We start from the raw sequence: 17,733 nt of genomic DNA, 5'->3' as shown, positions 1-17,733 counted from the left end.
CTCAGGAGAAAATGAGATCATTAAATTTAGCGATAAGTGTAACTTGGATGCAGTGTGTTTGTTAATGTAAATCCTGCAAACGCGTTACAGTTTCTCTATCCTCATATTTCATGGCCAAACAAGCAGCCTCAGCACCTGATAAGGTTGTAGTATAGCTAACCTTATGTTGTAATGCATTGCGTCTAATTGCAAAAGAATCAGCGATCGCTTGCTTGCCCTCAGTTGTATTCACAATAAAATCAATTTCGTTATTTTTAATAAAATCTAAAACATGTGGTCTGCCTTCATTCACCTTAAATACGCGGCGACAATCAACCCCCGCTGCTTGTAAAGCCAAAGCTGTGCCACGTGTTGCAATGATTTCAAAACCTAATTCAATCAATCGCTTGGCAATTTCACCTACTCGCGTTTTATCGGCATCTCTAACGGAAACAAACGCACGACGACGCTTGGGTATGTTAGAACCTGCTCCCAATTGTGCTTTAGCATAAGCTTGTCCAAAACGTCTGGCAATACCCATTACTTCCCCTGTAGATTTCATTTCAGGGCCAAGAATAGAGTCTACCCCAGAAAATTTGATAAAAGGGAAAACAGGAAGCTTAATTGAATAAAAGGATGGCATGTGGTGATTTTGACTTAAACCTTGTTCTTTTAAGCTAACACCCAGCTTGCAAAGAGCTGCAATTTTGGCCAAAGGTAATCCTGTTGCTTTGGAAACAAAAGGAACCGTCCGTGAAGCTCTTGGGTTTACCTCCAGAACATAAATGTCATCCGCTTGAATAGCAAACTGCGCATTAATCAAACCCACTACCCCTAAATTCAATGCCATTTGACGCATTTGCTCCATTAAATCCTGTTGTACCACAACACTAAGACTAAATGGGGGTAAAGTACAGGCTGAATCCCCTGAATGAATACCAGCCTGTTCTATGTGCTCCATTACCGCACCAATTAACACTTCTTTGCCATCACAAACTGCGTCAATATCTACTTCAATTGCATCATTTAAAAATTTATCCAACAATACGGGAGAATCATTGGATACAGCAACTGCATGCGATAAATAATGGCGCAAATCATCTTCTTGATAAACCACTTCCATAGCGCGCCCCCCAAGAACATAGGAAGGTCTTACTACTAACGGATAACCGATCTTATTTGCCAAAGCAATGGCTTCTGCCTCACTACGCACAGTACCATTATCAGGTTGATGTAATTTCAATTCAGTGACTAATTTTTGAAACCGATCCCTGTCTTCTGCCCTATCAATTGCATCAGGGGATGTCCCAATTATTTTGACTCCGTTTGCTTCTAATGCCCGTGCTAACTTTAAAGGGGTTTGCCCACCGTAATGGACAATAACTCCCTCCGGTTTTTCTACATCTACAATACCTAAAACATCTTCTAGAGTCACAGGTTCAAAATACAAACGATCGGAGGTATCAAAATCGGTAGACACTGTTTCAGGGTTACAATTAACCATAATAGTCTGGCACCCTGCTTTCCTAAGAGCCATGGCTGCATGCACACAACAATAATCAAATTCAATTCCCTGACCAATTCGATTAGGGCCACCGCCGAGAATCATAATTTTTTTCTTATCAGAATCAGGGCGAGCCTCGCAACTGGTTTCATAACACGAATACATATACGCGGTATCGCTGGGGAATTCACCAGCACAGGAATCAATCCGTTTGTAAACCGGAACAATCCCCAGTTCTTTTCGTTGCTTACGTACTTCCTCTTCAGTACACGACCATATTCTAGCCAAATAAGCATCGGCAAAACCACGTCGCTTCAGCAGGCGTAAAGTAAGTGCATCGATATCTGCCAATTTCTTCCCGGTCACAGAACGCTCCAGAGCGACCAGTTCCTCGACTTGTGCCAAAAACCAGGGATCAACACGACTTTCCTGATGAATTTCTTCAAGGGTCATCTCATTTCTAAACGCATCAGCGATATACCAAAGCCTATCAGGAGTTGGTGCTCGCAAATGGCCTCTTAAACGCGCTAAATCGCTTTTCTTGAATAAGGGATGCAAACCACAACGCCCTATCTCTAAACCTCGTATTGCTTTTTGTAAGGACTCCTGAAAATTGGATCCAATTGCCATCACCTCACCAACTGACTTCATTTGCGTCGTCAGGGTATCTGAAGTTTGTGGGAATTTATCGAAATTAAATCGTGGCACTTTAGTGACTACATAATCAATGCTTGGCTCAAACGAAGCCGGCGTCTTACCCCCAGTAATTTCATTCTTTAACTCATCAAGCGTGTAACCAACAGCCAGTTTTGCAGCAACTTTTGCAATAGGAAAACCAGTTGCCTTGGAGGCCAAAGCAGAGCTTCGAGAAACCCTGGGGTTCATTTCAACCACAAGCATTCGCCCATCTTCTGGATTAACAGCAAATTGTACGTTTGAACCTCCTGTATCAACCCCTACAGCACGTAACACTTTAATGGCGGCATCTCGCATGCGTTGATATTCTTTATCAGTGAGTGTTTGTGCAGGAGCTACAGTAATTGAATCGCCAGTATGAACGCCCATAGGATCAAAGTTTTCAATGGTACAGACAATAATGCAATTATCATTTTTATCGCGTACTACTTCCATTTCGAATTCTTTCCAACCGAGTACTGATTCATCAATCAATAACTCATGAGTTGGCGATAGCTCTAATCCACGCATACAAATTTCTTCAAATTCTTCACGGTTATAAGCAATACCACCGCCGCTGCCTCCCATAGTAAAGGAGGGACGAATAATTGCCGGATAACCCAATTGTGCTTGAACCTGGATTGCTTCTTCCATGCTATGGGCAATCGCCGAACGCGGCATATCCAAGCCAATTTTAATCATTAATTGACGAAATTTTTCTCTATCTTCAGCACGATCAATCGCTTCTCGTGTTGCGCCGATCATTTCAACATGATACTTTGCTAAAACTCCCTCACGTACTAAATCCAGAGCGCAGTTAAGCGCCGTCTGCCCGCCCATAGTAGGCAAAAGCGCGTCCGGGCGTTCAATTTCAATGATACGTGCTACTTCTTTCCAGGATACCGGCTCAACATAAGTCGCATCTGCGAGTTCTGGATCCGTCATGATGGTAGCTGGATTGGAGTTGACCAAGATAACCCGATAACCTTCCTCCTTTAAGGCACGTACTGCTTGGGTTCCAGAGTAATCAAATTCACAAGCTTGTCCTATTACAATAGGGCCTGCTCCAAGGATAAGAATGGATTTAATATCGGTTCGTTTTGGCATATCGACAACAAAAAAGAATAAAATGATGCATTTTACCTACTTTTGCTTAAAGTTTATACCCTTGATATGCAATTAACCTAGAAAAAGCAGTTGAGTTCGTAGCGAGCAAGCTAAAAATCCAGTAGATTCGGTGCTATTAGTTGGCACAATAGAACTCAACTGCTTTTCCAGGCTAGCTGTACTGATTCGCTAAAATAACTTGTAGCCCTGCTTCAGTTAATGATAAATATTTATAATTAGGATCAGCGGTCGTTCGCTCCAGCCATTCATTAGCGATGCATATATCCGTTAATTTTTGCAGATCGGCAACAGATACAGATTGTCCTAATTTTTGAGAAAGCATTGCTGCTGCCTCCTCTTCCATATTTAAAAAAACTTGATCTCGAGTCGCACTGCGATTTTTCATCTCATCATAAAATAATTGCAAAATATCCAGTTCATTCATGATGATGGTCCTTAAAATAGATCACTTGAATACTTACAGTATAAGCTTAAATTAATATCATAATTATGAATAAAAGAAGAAAAAGAACAATAATGTTCAATTTATTCTTGCAAAAAGATTACCTTAGCATTATCCCAAAATCTGATCTGTTAACGTATTATCCAATTGTGCTGTAGGTGATTCAGAATTATTGTCCCCTAGACCAAAAAATGATTGGGGTACGCTGCCTAGTCCTCGATTTATTTTTTGCCGAGATAATAGAGGAGTTAAAGCATGAACCAAATCATTCATTTGGGCAGCAGCCTCAGTTAATTCTTGGGAGGAGCAATCTTTTTTGGTCAGTTCATACCAAGTATATCGTGTTACCATTTTGTTATAAGGTTCTGGTTTTTTCAGAAGATCTTTGTTGAGAGGGTGTTTTGGATTTTGCTTTAACCAATGCAATAAACTTTCCTTATCAGTAACATAGCTGTTTGCAGGAACATTATGCCACTGTTCCTCTTTCATATATTGTTTCACCAATAATATAGGTGTTTCTACCTCATTATAGGCTATCATTTCATCCTTAATCCGGGTTTTATCATTCTCCATTAAAGCAGTTCGTACATCCTCCAGCTTTTTTGATAAATCGTTATATTGAGTGTACAAAGTTTTTAAAGCATCCAACTGTCGTTTTTCTTCTGGAGATAAAGGATCTTGGGGATTGGTCAATTCCTTTATGAGTGTGTTGATTTTTTCTAATTCACTATCATTTAATAATGTATGGGATTCCCTTGGGCCCTTGCTTTCTAAATCTGGAACTTCCAAATCCTCCTTTACTACAACAACATCTTGTAATTCTCCTCTTATTCGTTGGAAGCCATCAAAATCAACATCATCGATTAAGTCATCTGCATGCAAACCGGCTTGAAAAGCCCTCGTATGTAAATCGATGTCTTGCGTTAAAGTATGTTGCAAAGCGAACGCATTCCAAAAACCATCCATCTCATGCAGTAATCCACTCCTAAAACCAAGCCAGAACGATTCAAGCATGTTGATTGCAGTATTGTAAACCAAAAAAGCGGTTATAACTGCAAAAGTAGTTGCCATTACTGCCGCTACAAGTGGAAAAATAACCACTGTAGTCAGTAGAAAATTCTTCGCAGTAGAAACCCCGAGATCCTTAAAAACAGATGCCAAATAAATGGGTAAGCTGATTACCCCAGCAACTCCCAAAAGAAATGCAATCGCTTCATAAAGCGCATTGTATACCAAGATACGTAATGGCAATACAATGACACCTAATACGATCGCTAAAAGACGTTTTAGAACATACATAAAATGCATTTATAATGAAAAAGTTGCATAAAAAATCCCTTTATGCTCAAGAACAACACTTTGAATCACGCACATCGCATGTTACCCTTGCACATGTTTAGGTTTAACACAAGTCAATTCAATATGGAAGCAGTCGATGTCATTATTATAGGTGCAGGTGCTGCAGGTTTAATGTGTGCCATTGAAGCGGGCAAACGTTACCGTAAAGTCCTAGTATTGGATCATGCGAATAAAGCAGGTAAAAAAATTTTAATGTCGGGAGGAGGCCGTTGTAATTTTACGAATTATTATATTGAACCTGAAAAATACAATTCCCATAACCCTCATTTTTTTAAATCTGCTTTAACCCGCTACACTCAATGGGATTTTATTGAGCTTGTTAAAAAACATAAAATTCCTTTCTATGAAAAAACTTTAGGGCAATTATTTTGCGATAATAAATCAAAAGACATTGTAGATATGTTGCTTAAAGAGTGTGATGTCGCAGGGGTCGAGATCCACCTAAATACCAGTGTAGAAAAAATTCAAAAATCACAAAGCTTTAAACTGCATACCACTAAAGGGATATTCCACTGTCAATCTCTAGTTATTGCCAGTGGGGGGTTGTCCATACCTACCATGGGAGCCAGCCCATTTGCCTATAAAGTTGCAGAGCAATTTGGGATTAAAGTATGGCCTACGCGCGCTGGATTGGTTCCTCTTACTCTGGACGTATTAGAAAAAGAAAGAATTGCCCTGCTTTCCGGGATTAGTATTGATAGTTTAGTTAAAAATGCGCGTATTGAATTTCGTGAAAATACCTTATTTACTCATCGCGGTTTGAGCGGCCCTGCAATTTTACAATTATCCTCTTATTGGCATGCAGGGGAACATATTTGTATCAATTTACTGCCTGAAATCAATCTCTTGAATTACTTAAAAAGTGCGCGAACTGAAAAACCACAGAAACAATTAAACTCTATCTTGTCTACACATTTACCTAAACGCGTTATCGAACTCTTTATTTCACCAGAACTTGCTGAAAAGAAACTTGCTGAACTCTCAAATCATCATTTGGAATCTGTAACAAAACAACTTAACTCTTGGTTGGTAAAACCTAATGGGACTGAAGGATATCGTACTGCTGAAGTCACTATTGGTGGTATAGACTGCCATGCAATTTCTTCCAAAACTATGGAAGCTCAAGATATTCCAGGGCTTTATTTCATTGGCGAAGCCTTGGATGTTACCGGTTGGTTAGGAGGATATAATTTTCAATGGGCTTGGTCATCGGGATGGGCCGCTGGGCAAGTAGTGTAACACGCGCAATACGCGAACAGAGGAACAGTCATTTTACATAAAAAAGAAATAAGCAATTACTGTCAAAATTATGGATAAAATAAAGTAAATTAATTTACCAAGATGCATCTCACTTAAAAGATTTTTTGCCTTTTCCCAATAATCAATCAGATCAATGGTTAATGAGTTACCAAACCATAAATAGATGGGGCGCTGCCAAAATGGTTTATCCAAAAATCCGCCTAAAACAAATAATTGCTTGTTACATAAACTACAATAATAAACCGCTTGATCTGTAGTGACTAATCTTTTTTCCCAGCAAACAGTGGGTTCCATGCGTTGTCGGCAAAACTTACACTGAATTTTCATTTTTTTGATATTTTATGCTATGTGATCAATATTCTACCACAAAAACAGATGAGGAGAATCGGAAGTAAATCATCAAATAGCTATTTAGACAGGCTACCTGACTCTTTTCATCAAATACGTACCCAATAATGCAAAAATAAAAGTGGGGCCCAAAGCAGCTAATTCAGGCGGCAACTGAAATACAGTGCTGAGCGGACCAAAAAAACGGCTCAAGATATGAAAGCTAAATCCCACTGCAGCCCCCACCAACAGTTTCGACCCCATAGTCGTTGAGCGCAATGGACCAAAAATAAAGGGGATGGCGAGGATCATCATTACCATGGTCGTAAGTGGTTGAATAATTCGTTGTAAAAAAGCAAACTGATAATTATGCACATTCTGATGATTGTGTTTTTGCTCCCGTATGTAGCGATTCAATTCTTTTAAAGTCATTTCATCAGGCTCAATACTGCTAATCATTAAGATTTTTGGTTTTACGGCTACGTCCCAAGGAAGGGAAATAAAAGTCTGGACTTTAGTTTGATCAGCATCAAAATCTGTTTGTTGTATCCCATAAGCAACCCAACCTGTTGAGGTATACCTGGCTTCATAAATAAAACGAGACATTTTTAAATGATGGTGATCATCAAAACGAAATTGATAAATGTTATTGAGGACATTATTGGGCAGTATTAGACCCACAGAAATAAAATCATTTCCATAGCGCATCCAAGATCCCTGTGCGGTTCTTAATGCTTGTCCTCCACTGATTGCAGCAGTCTTATAGTCATTGGAATAGTGAGATAAGTAGGGAACTAAAGTTTCCCCTAGCACCGTAACCAATACGATAAGTAATACTGATGCTTTTAAAACTGCCCAAGTTACTTGGCCAATAGACATTCCTGAAGCACGCATTATGACCAATTCGCTATGATTGGCCAAAATCCCAAGCCCAATCAAACAGCCAAGAAGGCTTGCCATGGGAAAAAATAAATAGACTTGATAGGGCATTTGTAACAAAATAAAAAAAATTGCCTGCACAATACCGTAGTCAGCTCGCCCTAAATCACCTATTTCACCGACAAATAAAATAAAAATTTGCAGCCCTACTAACATGAGTGTGACTAAACCAATAGAGCTTAAAACTGTTTTTGCAATGTAACGATCTAATATTTTCATACTCATGCCAACTTCACCTGATTACGCCAGTTAAGTACTAATCCAAAACAAATAACGATCAGATGTACCCACCATAAACCTATCCATTGTGGCGTTTTTCCGGAAATCATTACATCGCGCGCAATGAACAATAAATTTGCATATACAATATAAATAATAATTGCGGGTAATAACTTGGCATATTTTCCTGAACGAGGGTTAATACGACTCAAAGGAACAGCAATTAAAGTCAAGGTAAATACCATGATCGGTACCGATAAACGCCATTGTAATTCAGCAGCCTTGGCAACGTTTTCATTATTATAAGGTAATAAACTTGCTGTGCTCATTGTGCGAAGATCATCAGAAATTTTGATTACAGGATGTGGTAGCCGTGCTTTATATTGGCCAAATTCTGCGACTTGATAATCCGCCTGGCCAGGAATTCCCTGGTATTCTTTGCCATTTTGCAAAATAATGTAGTCCTCTCCTGTTTTTGCATCTGTTTCAGCAAAGGCTTGATCGGCCCATAATATATCCCAACGTGTTTGTTCATTTACAGAACTTTTTTTTGCCAGAAATATTTGCTCTGCCTTAGTATGATCACGGCTCATAGACTGGACATAAAATACTTCCTGACCATCATTAATGCTATGGAAACGTCCAGGCATAATCGTCTGTACTAAAGTTTGTATTCCTGTACTACGCAACAACTTGGCACGTTCAATATAAATTAAGGGACTTCCCCAAATCATGATTACCGCAACAATAATGGCTACCCCTGTCGCCATAATAAAACTGTGTTTTAATAATTGATTTGGTCCATAGCCACAAGCCCCTAATACCGTCATCTCACTTTCAGCGTATAAACGGCCATATGCAAGCAGCATAGCAATATAAAAACCTAATGGAACCAGGAAGCTTAATAAAGTGGGCAATTCCAATATCATTAACTTCATAATAATGACGCCAGGAATACTTCCAGAAGCAGCCCTGTTGAGATATTGAATCAGCTGATTACTCAGAAAAATTAACACCAGTATGGAGGTTAGCGAAATCAAAGTGATAAACACTTCTTTAGCCAAATAACGAAAAATGATCACCCAATGCCCCCATTTTAGTAATCTCATTTATAGAATCATTCTCATCTTGAGGCATTGTATCCTCTTGTAGAAAACTAAAAAAGCCTTTTTTCCCCGCCCTAGAAGCGCCCATTCACTAGATTATTTTGTTGAAATTTAATTAATAGAGCAATAAATTTATATATTGTGTTTTTATTGTCCATAATATCAACTAAGTTATAAAGGAATAATTTAATGGACCTCAACTCGATATGAAAGTTGAGGTTCATTCTACATCACAAAATAAGGATTAAATAATGTCTAAAAACAAACAGTTAAAAGATTATCAGCAAAAAAGGGATTTTAGAAAAACTAAAGAGCCGCAAGGAACAACCTCAAAGAAAAAGGAACATATCTTTGTAATTCAAAAACATGATGCCAGCCATTTGCATTACGATTTTCGTTTACAAAACGATAATGTATTAATTTCTTGGGCTATTCCTAAAGGACTATCAACAGCCGCTAATAAAAAGCGATTGGCCATCCGTACCGAAGATCATCCCCTAGATTATGCTAAATTTGAAGGCATCATTCCTGAAGGGGAGTATGGAGCAGGAACAGTTATGGTGTGGGACTTTGGTCATTATGAACTCATTGAAGACAAAAAACCCATGGAAAAAGCCTTAAAAGAAGGGGCTTTAAAATTTTTCTTACATGGAGAAAAAATAAAGGGGGGTTATGCCATGGCACGTACCCAACAAAAAAAAGATAAGGAGCAATGGGTCATTTTTAAACTTGATGATGATGAAGCTGATGCTCGGAAAAATCCTGTGAGCACCAAACCAAATTCAGTATTAACAGGTCGCTCTCTAAATGAAATTGCTAAAGAAGAGAAAAAAGATGAATAAATTATTCAAACAATTATCCAATTCGATGCAAAATAAGCTGGATAAAAAAGAACAGAATCAAGAAGTTTCTCCGATGCTCGCAACCCTAACTCAAGATTATTTCTCTGATGAGCAATGGATCTACGAACGAAAACTCGATGGAGAACGTTGCCTTTTGCATAAAAAAGATAATGAAATTCATATGATTTCACGAAATAATGAAGAACAAAAAGAATTTTATCCTGAAATTGCTCAAGCTTTACTTGATTTTCCGGGCAATTTTATCATTGATTGTGAGTTGGTTGCATTTCGTGGTAAAACAACCAGCTTTGAACAATTGCAACATCGAATGCACGTGAAGAATCCAAATCAAGAATTAATCAAAAAATATCCAGTGTATGCTTATGTCTTTGACTTTTTATATTATGAAGGATATGGATTAGAAAAATTACCGCTTCGTAAACGTAAAGGGCTTTTAAAATCTACTTTTGAATATAAAACCCCCATTCGTTATCTGCCTCATCGCAATAAAGAAGGGGAAAAATATTTAAAAACTGCGTGCGAAAAAGGTTGGGAAGGCCTCATTGCAAAAGATGCCATGGCTCCATACCAGCATAGTCGTTCTAAAAAATGGTTAAAATTTAATTGCATGAATCAACAAGAATTTGTTATTGGAGGCTATACAGATCCTCAAGGAACTCGAAGTGGTTTTGGTGCTTTATTAATTGGTTATTATGAACACGAAAAATTAAAATTTGCTGGCCGGGTAGGAACAGGTTTTAATGATGAGCTTCTTGATTTTTTACACAATAAAATGAAAAAACAAGAACAACAATCTTGTCCTTTTAGTCAATATGAGGAATCAGAGAAGAACGTTCATTGGCTTAAACCCAATCTTGTTGGTGAAATTGGTTTTACAGAATGGACGCAACATGGAAAATTAAGACATCCTCGTTTTTTGGGCCTTCGAAAGGACAAGGATGCGAAAGAAGTACACCGAGAAGAGCATACAAAATAGGTATTATAAACCTCTGGGAGGAGCCCTATGAAAATTACCGGTGTTGACATCTCTCATCCAGATAAACAACTTTATCCAGATGACAAGATTTCTAAAAAAGAAGTTGTAGAATATTTTTATAACATCGCAGATTATCTTCTGCCTTTTGTAAAAAATAGACCAATCAGTCTGAAACGATACCCTGATGGTATTAATCAGGAGGGTTTTTATAACAAACATCGCCCTGATTATTTTCCTGATTTTATTGAACAACTTACGATACCCACTATACAAAATAATTCAGAAATGAACATGGTGGGCGTCCATTCTAAAAAAGCTTTGGTTTATTTGGCGGGACAAAATACATTGGAGTTACACATTTCCCTATCAACTATGTCTTCAATCGAAAAACCCGATCAAATTATTTTTGATTTGGATCCACAGGATGATGATTTTGAAAAAGTGCGTGAAGCAGCCCTTGCTTTAAAAAAACTATTTGATGAATTTGAGCTTACAACCTTTGTCAAAACTTCTGGTTCCCGTGGCCTACATATACATTTACCTATCAAAGCGCACTACAAATTTGATAAAATTAAAGAGATTTCAAGAAAAATAGCAGAAAAGCTGCATCAACGACATCCCCAAATAACGACTTTGGAACAACGAAAAAATAAACGTGGAAATAAAGTATTTATTGATTTTTTACGCAATGATTATGCGATGACAGCAATAGCACCCTATTCTTTACGTGCCAAAAAGGGAGCTCCTATAGCAACACCCCTGGAATGGGAAGAACTGAATGATCGTTCATTACACCCCCAATCCTATCATTTGAAGAATATATTTCAGCGTTTAGGGAAAAAAGAAAACCCCTGGAAAAATTTTAATAAATACAATCGACATATAGAGTTAGATGCTCTATTTGATTAATGTACCCAAATTTTATTCTGATAGGCTTTTTCCACCTACGTGCCGCAGCACGTAGGTAATGTGTCAACATATCTTAATGGACAGAGATTTTTTTCAATGCTTCACCAGATAGTTTGGTATCGCAATGTAACGCAATATCACCTAAAGACACCACCCCGGACAGTTTTTTATCTTTATTAAGCACAATGAGTCGGCGTATTTTTTTCTCCTTCATGCTTTCAAATGCTTTTTTAACATCATCGCTCTCAAAACAATACCATACGTCTTTATGCATCACATTTTTTACCGGCGTATCCAATGGATTCTTATTGGCAAGAGCAGAGATAACGAGATCACGATCAGTAACTATACCGACAATTTTATCTTTTGCTTTATCGCCAATGGGTAAAAACCCTGTATCTAATTCGCGCATTTTTTTAGCTGCTTCAGTAATCGTAGCAGTGGTAAGTAGGAATTCTGGTTTAGATGACATAATTTCTTTGACTTGCATGATACCCTCCTTGAAAATAGTTTTCCTTAATAAGTGGTAAAAAAATCATATTATTGACTCAAAATTAAACAAGTCTTTCTTAAGAGTATATCAATTTTTCAGAAAATCAATTCCTGATCTTTTTAAATTCATGTGAGCTATGGATTATGCATGAAATCAGCGGTATAAGGTCACCCGATCAAGGAACAGTCATTTGGCGCATCTTAAACGAAAATTGCTCCGGAAAAATACTCACATAGCCGCCTATGCCCCGTTTCCCGAAGCAATTTTCGTTCATCCTGCACTCAACTATACCTGTTCGATCAAGGTTCCGACCTACTATAATCAATGAAAATAAAAAAGCAGTTCAGACTTAAATACTGGAACTGCTTTTTTAAAAAAGATATTTAAATTAATGCTTTACTTCAGATGCCTTTTTAGCTTCGTGTACAAAACCTAACATTGCCTTCTCAATAATTTGAAAAGATTTTTGCATGTAATCTAAAGCTTTATGGCCATTTTCAACAGCAAGACTAATTTGCTTCTCCAACAGTTCTTCAGGCTTTTTAATACTCGCAATCTCTTCAGGCTTTAGATAATGCATACCTTGCAAAGTTTTCACATTCAATTCAGCTATAGCTTGAAAAGGTTCTTGAAATTTTTTAGCCATTTCAGTCCATCTTTCGAAATTTTGTTGCGCCATGATACTCTCCTCTATGTTGCATTGCACAATTTAATATTAGTCTATAGAGAACAAATTTGTCAATGGGTTAGGAATTTTTTTTTTGCAATGCAGCATAAAAAATAATTTTTAAATCCTCTTATCGTCCGTTGCGTTAAAACTCAGCCAAGACACCTAACCCTTAAATAAACTCTGCCATTGTTGCATCATTTTTTGCATTTGCTGATTCCAAGTTTCAGTCGCTTGGCGATAAGGATTATTTTGTAAAGGTTTCTCCATAACTTGAAACATCTGTTCCATCATCTGTTTTAAAGAAGCATGCATAGGATGATTTGCTAGAGAAATAATTTGTCGCAAAATATCTGAAGATAAAAATTGAGTGGAACCAGCCTCCATTTCCACAATAATTTGGAGCAAAATGGCATTCGTTAAGTCCTTCTCGGTGAGTGAGTCTTCCACTTTAAATTGCACCCCATCTACTACATAGCGTTGCAATTCTTCAAGGGTAATATACTGACTTGTCTCAGTATCATAAAGCCGGCGATTTTTGTATTTTTTTATTAATCGAGTCATAATTTTCTCTTGATATTTAGACGATTTTGCATTGTTAAAAACTTCATCTTTTTTCCTCTTCCTAAAATGGAAGAGGATGGATCTTTAATTAAAGAAGAGAATGCAATCTTATTAATACATATGGAGCCCGCCGTTCACGCTAAGATTAGCCCCGGTAATATATCGACTTTTTTCACTAACTAAAAATTCTACGGCCCAGGCAATTTCTTGAGTCTGTGCTAAACGCTTCGCAGGAATCTGGGCGATAATCCCTTCTAAAATATCTGGTCTAATCCCTTTCATTAATCGAGTATCCACATAGCCAGGAGAAAGACTGTTCACCGTGATGTTTTTACTCATGAGTTCTTGTGCCAAACTTTTGGTAAAACCATAAACACCTGCTTTTGAGGCGGCATAATTTGCTTGCGAAAATTGGCCTTTTTGCGCATTCACCGAAGAAATATTAACGATTCGCCCAGATTCGTGCTCACGCATATTTTCAACTACATGACGGGTGACATTAAACATGCCATCAAGATTAACAGTTAATACTTCATCCCATTGCTGTTTCGTCATTTTTGTAAATACAGCATCTCGAGTGATGCCCGCATTATTAATTAGCACATCAATATTGCCGTATTCTTCAATAATAGAAGAAATAACCTTTCCGCATTGCTCATAATCGGTTACATCCATATGACGAAAATGGATATTCTTATATCCTTCATTCATTAGCTCTTTTTTCCATGCTTTTCCATCTTCTGCAGAAACTAAATCAAGAGAAAAAACATGTTTATAAGAAGAGTTCAACTCCTTTGCAATTGCTGTACCTATATCTCCGGTACCCCCAGTGATCAATACAATATTATTATGTTGCATATGGTTCTCTATGAGTTAGGATTTGCGACAATTAATGATAAAAGAGACTGTAAATGCCCAGGATTATCAATAAATCCAGGGCTTAATTTTACATATACTGCCCACCATTAATATCCAAGTTTGCGCCGGTAATAAATCCACTATCGGGGGATGCTAAAAAAGCAACCGCATCAGCTATTTCTTTTGGATTTCCCAAACGACCAACAGGGATACTTGCGATGATTGATTTGAGCACCTCTTCTTTTAAAGAAGTGAGCATAGGAGTTTCTACATAACCAGGAGAAACCGTATTCACCGTAATGCCTTTATTTGCTACTTCTAAAGCCAGACTTTTAGTGAACCCATACAACGCGGATTTAGTTGAAGCATAATTACATTGACCAAACTGGCCTTTTCGCCCATTAATGGAAGAAATACTTATGATGCGGCCAAAACCTTTATCGATCATAATTGGGATTACATTGCGGGTCATATTAAATACGCTAGTCAAATTAGCATCGACAACATATTGCCATTGATCTGGGGTCATTTTTCGTAAGCTGCAATCTTGAGTAATGCCTGCATTATTAATCAGTACATCCACACGACCATAACGCTCCATGACTAAAGCCACGATTTTTTCGCAATCTGCAAATTGTGCGATATCACCATAAACGATATCAATATCGTAACCCAGCTTTTTTTGCTCTTCTTGCCATTGCTTCGCTTCTTCATGTTTTCCATGTTTGAAATAACACGCGACAACTTGAAAATCGGCGGCTAAGCGTTGACAAATGGCTGTGCCTATACCACCAGTTCCACCAGTAACTATTGCTACACCTTTCATCATAACCAACTCCCTGTTATTGCGATAATAAAATACTACTATAGACAATCGAAACTAAAAAACAAATAAAAACCCTAACTTCTCACCTGTTCTCTCCTCTATGAGATAACATGGTGAGAAATTACAAAAGAATTATCTATATACAGGAACATATCCTTTTAGCTGTTGGGCAAATTGCCTCAAGACTTCAAGGCCAGATTCTTCTGCTTGCCTGCACCATTGCTGTAACGCTTCGATTAACTCTTTCTGGGTAGAGGCTGTTTTTAACCAAATATTTTGTAGCGATTGCTTGTAAGCATAAACAATACGTAATTGCTCACGGGCTTCCAACAGATGAGATAAACGCATTTTAGCTCTCGTATTCAACAAACAATTCTCACGTCTCAATAAACTTCCAGCACGCGCAAAAAGCTTCTTTTCTTCCTTATTCTCAATATGGTTATACTTTTCTTGCTTGAGTATGGGTCTAATCACACTTTTATAATAGTTCGACATAACCTGAAAACGATTCCCAATAACTGCTTTCACTGTATCCAAATCTACTTGCAGCTTTCCTTTTTCCATCGCCAGTTTTGGCGGTAATTTTTTTACCTTGGCAAGGCCTAAAAAGGAAAGAATTCGAATGTACATCCAACCTATATCAAACTCCCACCATTTAATTGAAAACTTAGCTGAAGAAGCAAAAGTATGATGATTGTTATGTAATTCTTCACCACCTATCCAAAAACCCCAGGGGAAAATATTTCTTGCAGCATCTGGACATTCAAAATTTCTATATCCCCAATGGTGGCCAATTCCATTAACCACGCCGGCAGCATGAAATGGTATCCACATCATTTGAATTGCCCAAATGGTTATTCCAGGAACACCAAATAAGAATAAATTAATGAACAACATCAACAATATCCCCTTGGAAGAATGGGGCGAATAAATTTTTCGCTCAAGCCAATCTTTAGGGGTGCCATGAGAGTATTTGGCAACCATTTCTTTATCTTTACGAGCTGCTTTGTAGAGCTCAGCTCCTTCCCAAAATACTTTTTTAATTCCAAAAACTACAGGGCTGTGCGGATCACCCTCAACATCTGCTGATGCGTGATGTTTCCGATGAATAGCCACCCAATCTGCAGTAACCATCCCAGTAGTTAACCACAGCCAAAAACGGAAAAAATGACTAACAAGGGGATGCAGAGTCAGCGCTCGGTGAGTTTGATGGCGATGAAGATACAGTGTTACTGATGCGATAGTAATCTGCGTCAAAATCAATGTTGCAACCACATATCCCCAAAAAGACAGGTTTAAATAACCAAAAACCATAATAGCTCCACTTCAAATGCAAAAATGCAAATTAAGAAAAAACTCATCCTTTAGTTAGGTACTCAATGTAAGAATTCAAAAAATCCTTATATCATACTAAGGATAACACAATTTTACTCTTTACGTTGCAACATTTCATTATGTAGCCGATAATTAATAAATAATAAGATAGGAAATTATGTTATGAACGAAAAATCTCCTCTGGGAAAAATTTTTGAAAATTTGGTGCCATTCTTGGTAGCAGGAGTTGCTATTGCACTATTTTTTGGTCTGTTATTTATGTTTTCGTATGTTTTGATTTGGGGCCTCCTCATCGGGGGAGTCCTTTGGTTGATCACGGCAATAAAACAATATTTGTTCCCCGACAAGTCGAATAAAACTGAAGTGACTCATAAAAATCAGGGTAGAATCATTGAACATGACGATAAAAAATAATGCCTGAATTACCCGAAGTTGAAACGACAAAGGAAGGAATTAAATCCCATCTGGAAGGGCAGACAATTAAAGAAATTATTGTACGCAATTCTAAACTCCGTATCCCAGTCCCCGACAACTTGCATCAATTGTGTGCCGGCAAAAAAATACTCGCTGTTTCTCGTAGGGCAAAATACATTCTAATCCAGCTCTCAAAAGGATATCTTTTAATCCATCTGGGGATGTCAGGCCATCTACGTATCATCGCGGATAAAAGCACGCCAGCAAAACATGATCACATCCTTTTGACGCTGGCAAACGAGCTCGTGCTCCGATTCTATGATCCCAGGCGTTTTGGTTTATTTCTGTACATCAATGAAAACCCCTATCAACATCAACTACTTTGTCATTTGGGTCCTGAACCACTTTGCGAAGAATTTAATGGTCACTACCTATATCAAAAGGTTCAAAATAAGAATAAACCGATAAAATCATTAATTATGGATCATGAAATTGTGGTGGGGGTAGGAAATATTTATGCTGCAGAAAGCCTTTTTTTAGCAAATATTCATCCTAATACTCAGGGGAAAATGCTTTCAGAAGAAGTGTGCTTTACACTTACGAAACACATTAAAGAGGTACTCCACCAAGCTATATTATGTGGCGGGACCACCTTGCGTGATTTTTATGCTTTTGATGGCAAACCTGGCTATTTTAGCATTTCGCTTAAAGTATATGGCCGAAAAAATCAACCATGTATGCTTTGTCAACATCCTATTGAATCCCTTGTAATTTCTGGACGTAATTCCTTTTTTTGCCCCCAATGTCAAAATGAAATATCCAATTAAGTCTGTTCATTCTATAACTCAATTGCCCAATACTTGATTTTAAATTACCATATAATCGCCTAA

General features: G+C 37.8%; 18 protein-coding genes. 6 read left to right on the top strand and 12 right to left on the bottom strand.

The genetic code is table 11. The features are described 5' to 3' along the window. Window positions 1-61: 61 nt before the first annotated feature. The 3 genes from carB to A8O27_RS02760 all read right to left on the bottom strand — a co-directional run bounded on the left by carB (window position 62) and on the right by A8O27_RS02760 (window position 5,027). Window positions 62-3,265, bottom strand: a complete 3,204-nt coding sequence (carB, locus tag A8O27_RS02770; protein WP_058458063.1) for a carbamoyl-phosphate synthase large subunit — start codon at window positions 3,263-3,265, stop codon at window positions 62-64. Window positions 3,266-3,437: 172 nt separating this feature from the next. Then, a complete protein-coding gene (locus tag A8O27_RS02765; protein WP_058458062.1) occupies window positions 3,438-3,710 on the bottom strand; it encodes a hypothetical protein in 273 nt (90 codons plus the stop codon). 129 nt (window positions 3,711-3,839) lie between these two features. Then, window positions 3,840-5,027: a hypothetical protein gene (locus A8O27_RS02760; protein ID WP_064115058.1), complete on the bottom strand. Its 1,188-nt coding sequence runs from the start codon at window positions 5,025-5,027 to the stop codon at window positions 3,840-3,842. 123 nt (window positions 5,028-5,150) lie between these two features. Between A8O27_RS02760 and A8O27_RS02755 the strand changes: the two genes are divergently transcribed. After that, window positions 5,151-6,326, top strand: coding sequence for a BaiN/RdsA family NAD(P)/FAD-dependent oxidoreductase (locus tag A8O27_RS02755; protein WP_058458060.1), 1,176 nt, complete (start codon window positions 5,151-5,153; stop codon window positions 6,324-6,326). Window positions 6,327-6,359: 33 nt separating this feature from the next. On the opposite strand, the gene A8O27_RS02750 is transcribed toward A8O27_RS02755, so the two are convergent. The 3 genes from A8O27_RS02750 to lptF form a co-directional block, all read right to left on the bottom strand. Then, window positions 6,360-6,674: a hypothetical protein gene (locus tag A8O27_RS02750; RefSeq protein WP_235810456.1), complete on the bottom strand. Its 315-nt coding sequence runs from the start codon at window positions 6,672-6,674 to the stop codon at window positions 6,360-6,362. A 93-nt stretch (window positions 6,675-6,767) separates the two neighbouring features. Next, the gene (lptG, locus tag A8O27_RS02745; protein WP_058458058.1) at window positions 6,768-7,838 is read right to left on the bottom strand and encodes an LPS export ABC transporter permease LptG; all 1,071 of its coding nucleotides are present in this window, start codon (window positions 7,836-7,838) and stop codon (window positions 6,768-6,770) included. Further along, window positions 7,835-8,914, bottom strand: a complete 1,080-nt coding sequence (gene lptF / locus A8O27_RS02740; protein ID WP_058458098.1) for an LPS export ABC transporter permease LptF — start codon at window positions 8,912-8,914, stop codon at window positions 7,835-7,837. The genes lptG and lptF overlap by 4 nt, the downstream gene beginning before the upstream one ends. Before the next feature lie 275 nt (window positions 8,915-9,189). Here lptF and A8O27_RS02735 point away from each other — a divergent pair, with 275 nt between their 5' ends. Genes A8O27_RS02735 through ligD (A8O27_RS02725) form a run of 3 tightly spaced genes read left to right on the top strand, consistent with a single transcriptional unit; the run spans window position 9,190 to window position 11,686 of the window. Next, window positions 9,190-9,780, top strand: coding sequence for a DNA polymerase ligase N-terminal domain-containing protein (locus tag A8O27_RS02735; protein ID WP_058458057.1), 591 nt, complete (start codon window positions 9,190-9,192; stop codon window positions 9,778-9,780). Next, window positions 9,773-10,777, top strand: coding sequence for a non-homologous end-joining DNA ligase (gene ligD, locus A8O27_RS02730; RefSeq protein ID WP_082642387.1), 1,005 nt, complete (start codon window positions 9,773-9,775; stop codon window positions 10,775-10,777). The genes A8O27_RS02735 and ligD (A8O27_RS02730) overlap by 8 nt, the downstream gene beginning before the upstream one ends. Before the next feature lie 27 nt (window positions 10,778-10,804). Beyond that, window positions 10,805-11,686, top strand: coding sequence for a non-homologous end-joining DNA ligase (gene ligD, locus A8O27_RS02725; RefSeq protein WP_058458056.1), 882 nt, complete (start codon window positions 10,805-10,807; stop codon window positions 11,684-11,686). Between the two features lie 73 nt (window positions 11,687-11,759). Here the strand turns inward: ligD (A8O27_RS02725) and A8O27_RS02720 are convergent, their stop codons facing one another. The 6 genes from A8O27_RS02720 to A8O27_RS02695 form a co-directional block, all read right to left on the bottom strand. After that, complete coding sequence (locus A8O27_RS02720; protein WP_058458055.1) at window positions 11,760-12,176, bottom strand: CBS domain-containing protein; 417 nt, start codon at window positions 12,174-12,176, stop codon at window positions 11,760-11,762. A 391-nt stretch (window positions 12,177-12,567) separates the two neighbouring features. Next, on the bottom strand, window positions 12,568-12,858 hold the full coding sequence (locus A8O27_RS02715; RefSeq protein ID WP_058458054.1) for a phasin family protein: 291 nt from the start codon (window positions 12,856-12,858) through the stop codon (window positions 12,568-12,570). Between the two features lie 153 nt (window positions 12,859-13,011). Then, complete coding sequence (locus tag A8O27_RS02710; RefSeq protein ID WP_058458053.1) at window positions 13,012-13,410, bottom strand: polyhydroxyalkanoate synthesis regulator DNA-binding domain-containing protein; 399 nt, start codon at window positions 13,408-13,410, stop codon at window positions 13,012-13,014. A gap of 111 nt (window positions 13,411-13,521) precedes the next feature. Next, the gene (phbB, locus tag A8O27_RS02705) at window positions 13,522-14,268 is read right to left on the bottom strand and encodes an acetoacetyl-CoA reductase (RefSeq protein ID WP_058458052.1); all 747 of its coding nucleotides are present in this window, start codon (window positions 14,266-14,268) and stop codon (window positions 13,522-13,524) included. A gap of 88 nt (window positions 14,269-14,356) precedes the next feature. Next, window positions 14,357-15,097 carry an acetoacetyl-CoA reductase gene (phbB, locus tag A8O27_RS02700; RefSeq protein ID WP_058458051.1) on the bottom strand — a complete coding sequence of 247 codons (741 nt, stop codon included), beginning with the start codon at window positions 15,095-15,097 and terminating at the stop codon, window positions 14,357-14,359. 129 nt (window positions 15,098-15,226) lie between these two features. After that, the gene (locus A8O27_RS02695) at window positions 15,227-16,408 is read right to left on the bottom strand and encodes a DesA family fatty acid desaturase (RefSeq protein ID WP_058458050.1); all 1,182 of its coding nucleotides are present in this window, start codon (window positions 16,406-16,408) and stop codon (window positions 15,227-15,229) included. Between the two features lie 183 nt (window positions 16,409-16,591). Here A8O27_RS02695 and A8O27_RS02690 point away from each other — a divergent pair, with 183 nt between their 5' ends. Both A8O27_RS02690 and mutM read left to right on the top strand, forming a co-directional pair. Then, the gene (locus A8O27_RS02690; RefSeq protein WP_058458049.1) at window positions 16,592-16,843 is read left to right on the top strand and encodes a hypothetical protein; all 252 of its coding nucleotides are present in this window, start codon (window positions 16,592-16,594) and stop codon (window positions 16,841-16,843) included. Continuing rightward, on the top strand, window positions 16,843-17,670 hold the full coding sequence (mutM, locus tag A8O27_RS02685) for a bifunctional DNA-formamidopyrimidine glycosylase/DNA-(apurinic or apyrimidinic site) lyase (RefSeq protein ID WP_058458048.1): 828 nt from the start codon (window positions 16,843-16,845) through the stop codon (window positions 17,668-17,670). Before A8O27_RS02690 ends, mutM begins: the two co-directional genes overlap by 1 nt. The last annotated feature ends 63 nt before the right edge of the window (window positions 17,671-17,733 follow it).

The sequence above is a fragment of the Legionella bozemanae genome, from assembly GCF_001648595.1.
Classification (GTDB): domain Bacteria; phylum Pseudomonadota; class Gammaproteobacteria; order Legionellales; family Legionellaceae; genus Legionella; species Legionella bozemanae.
This window is presented reverse-complemented; position numbering and strand designations above follow the sequence as displayed.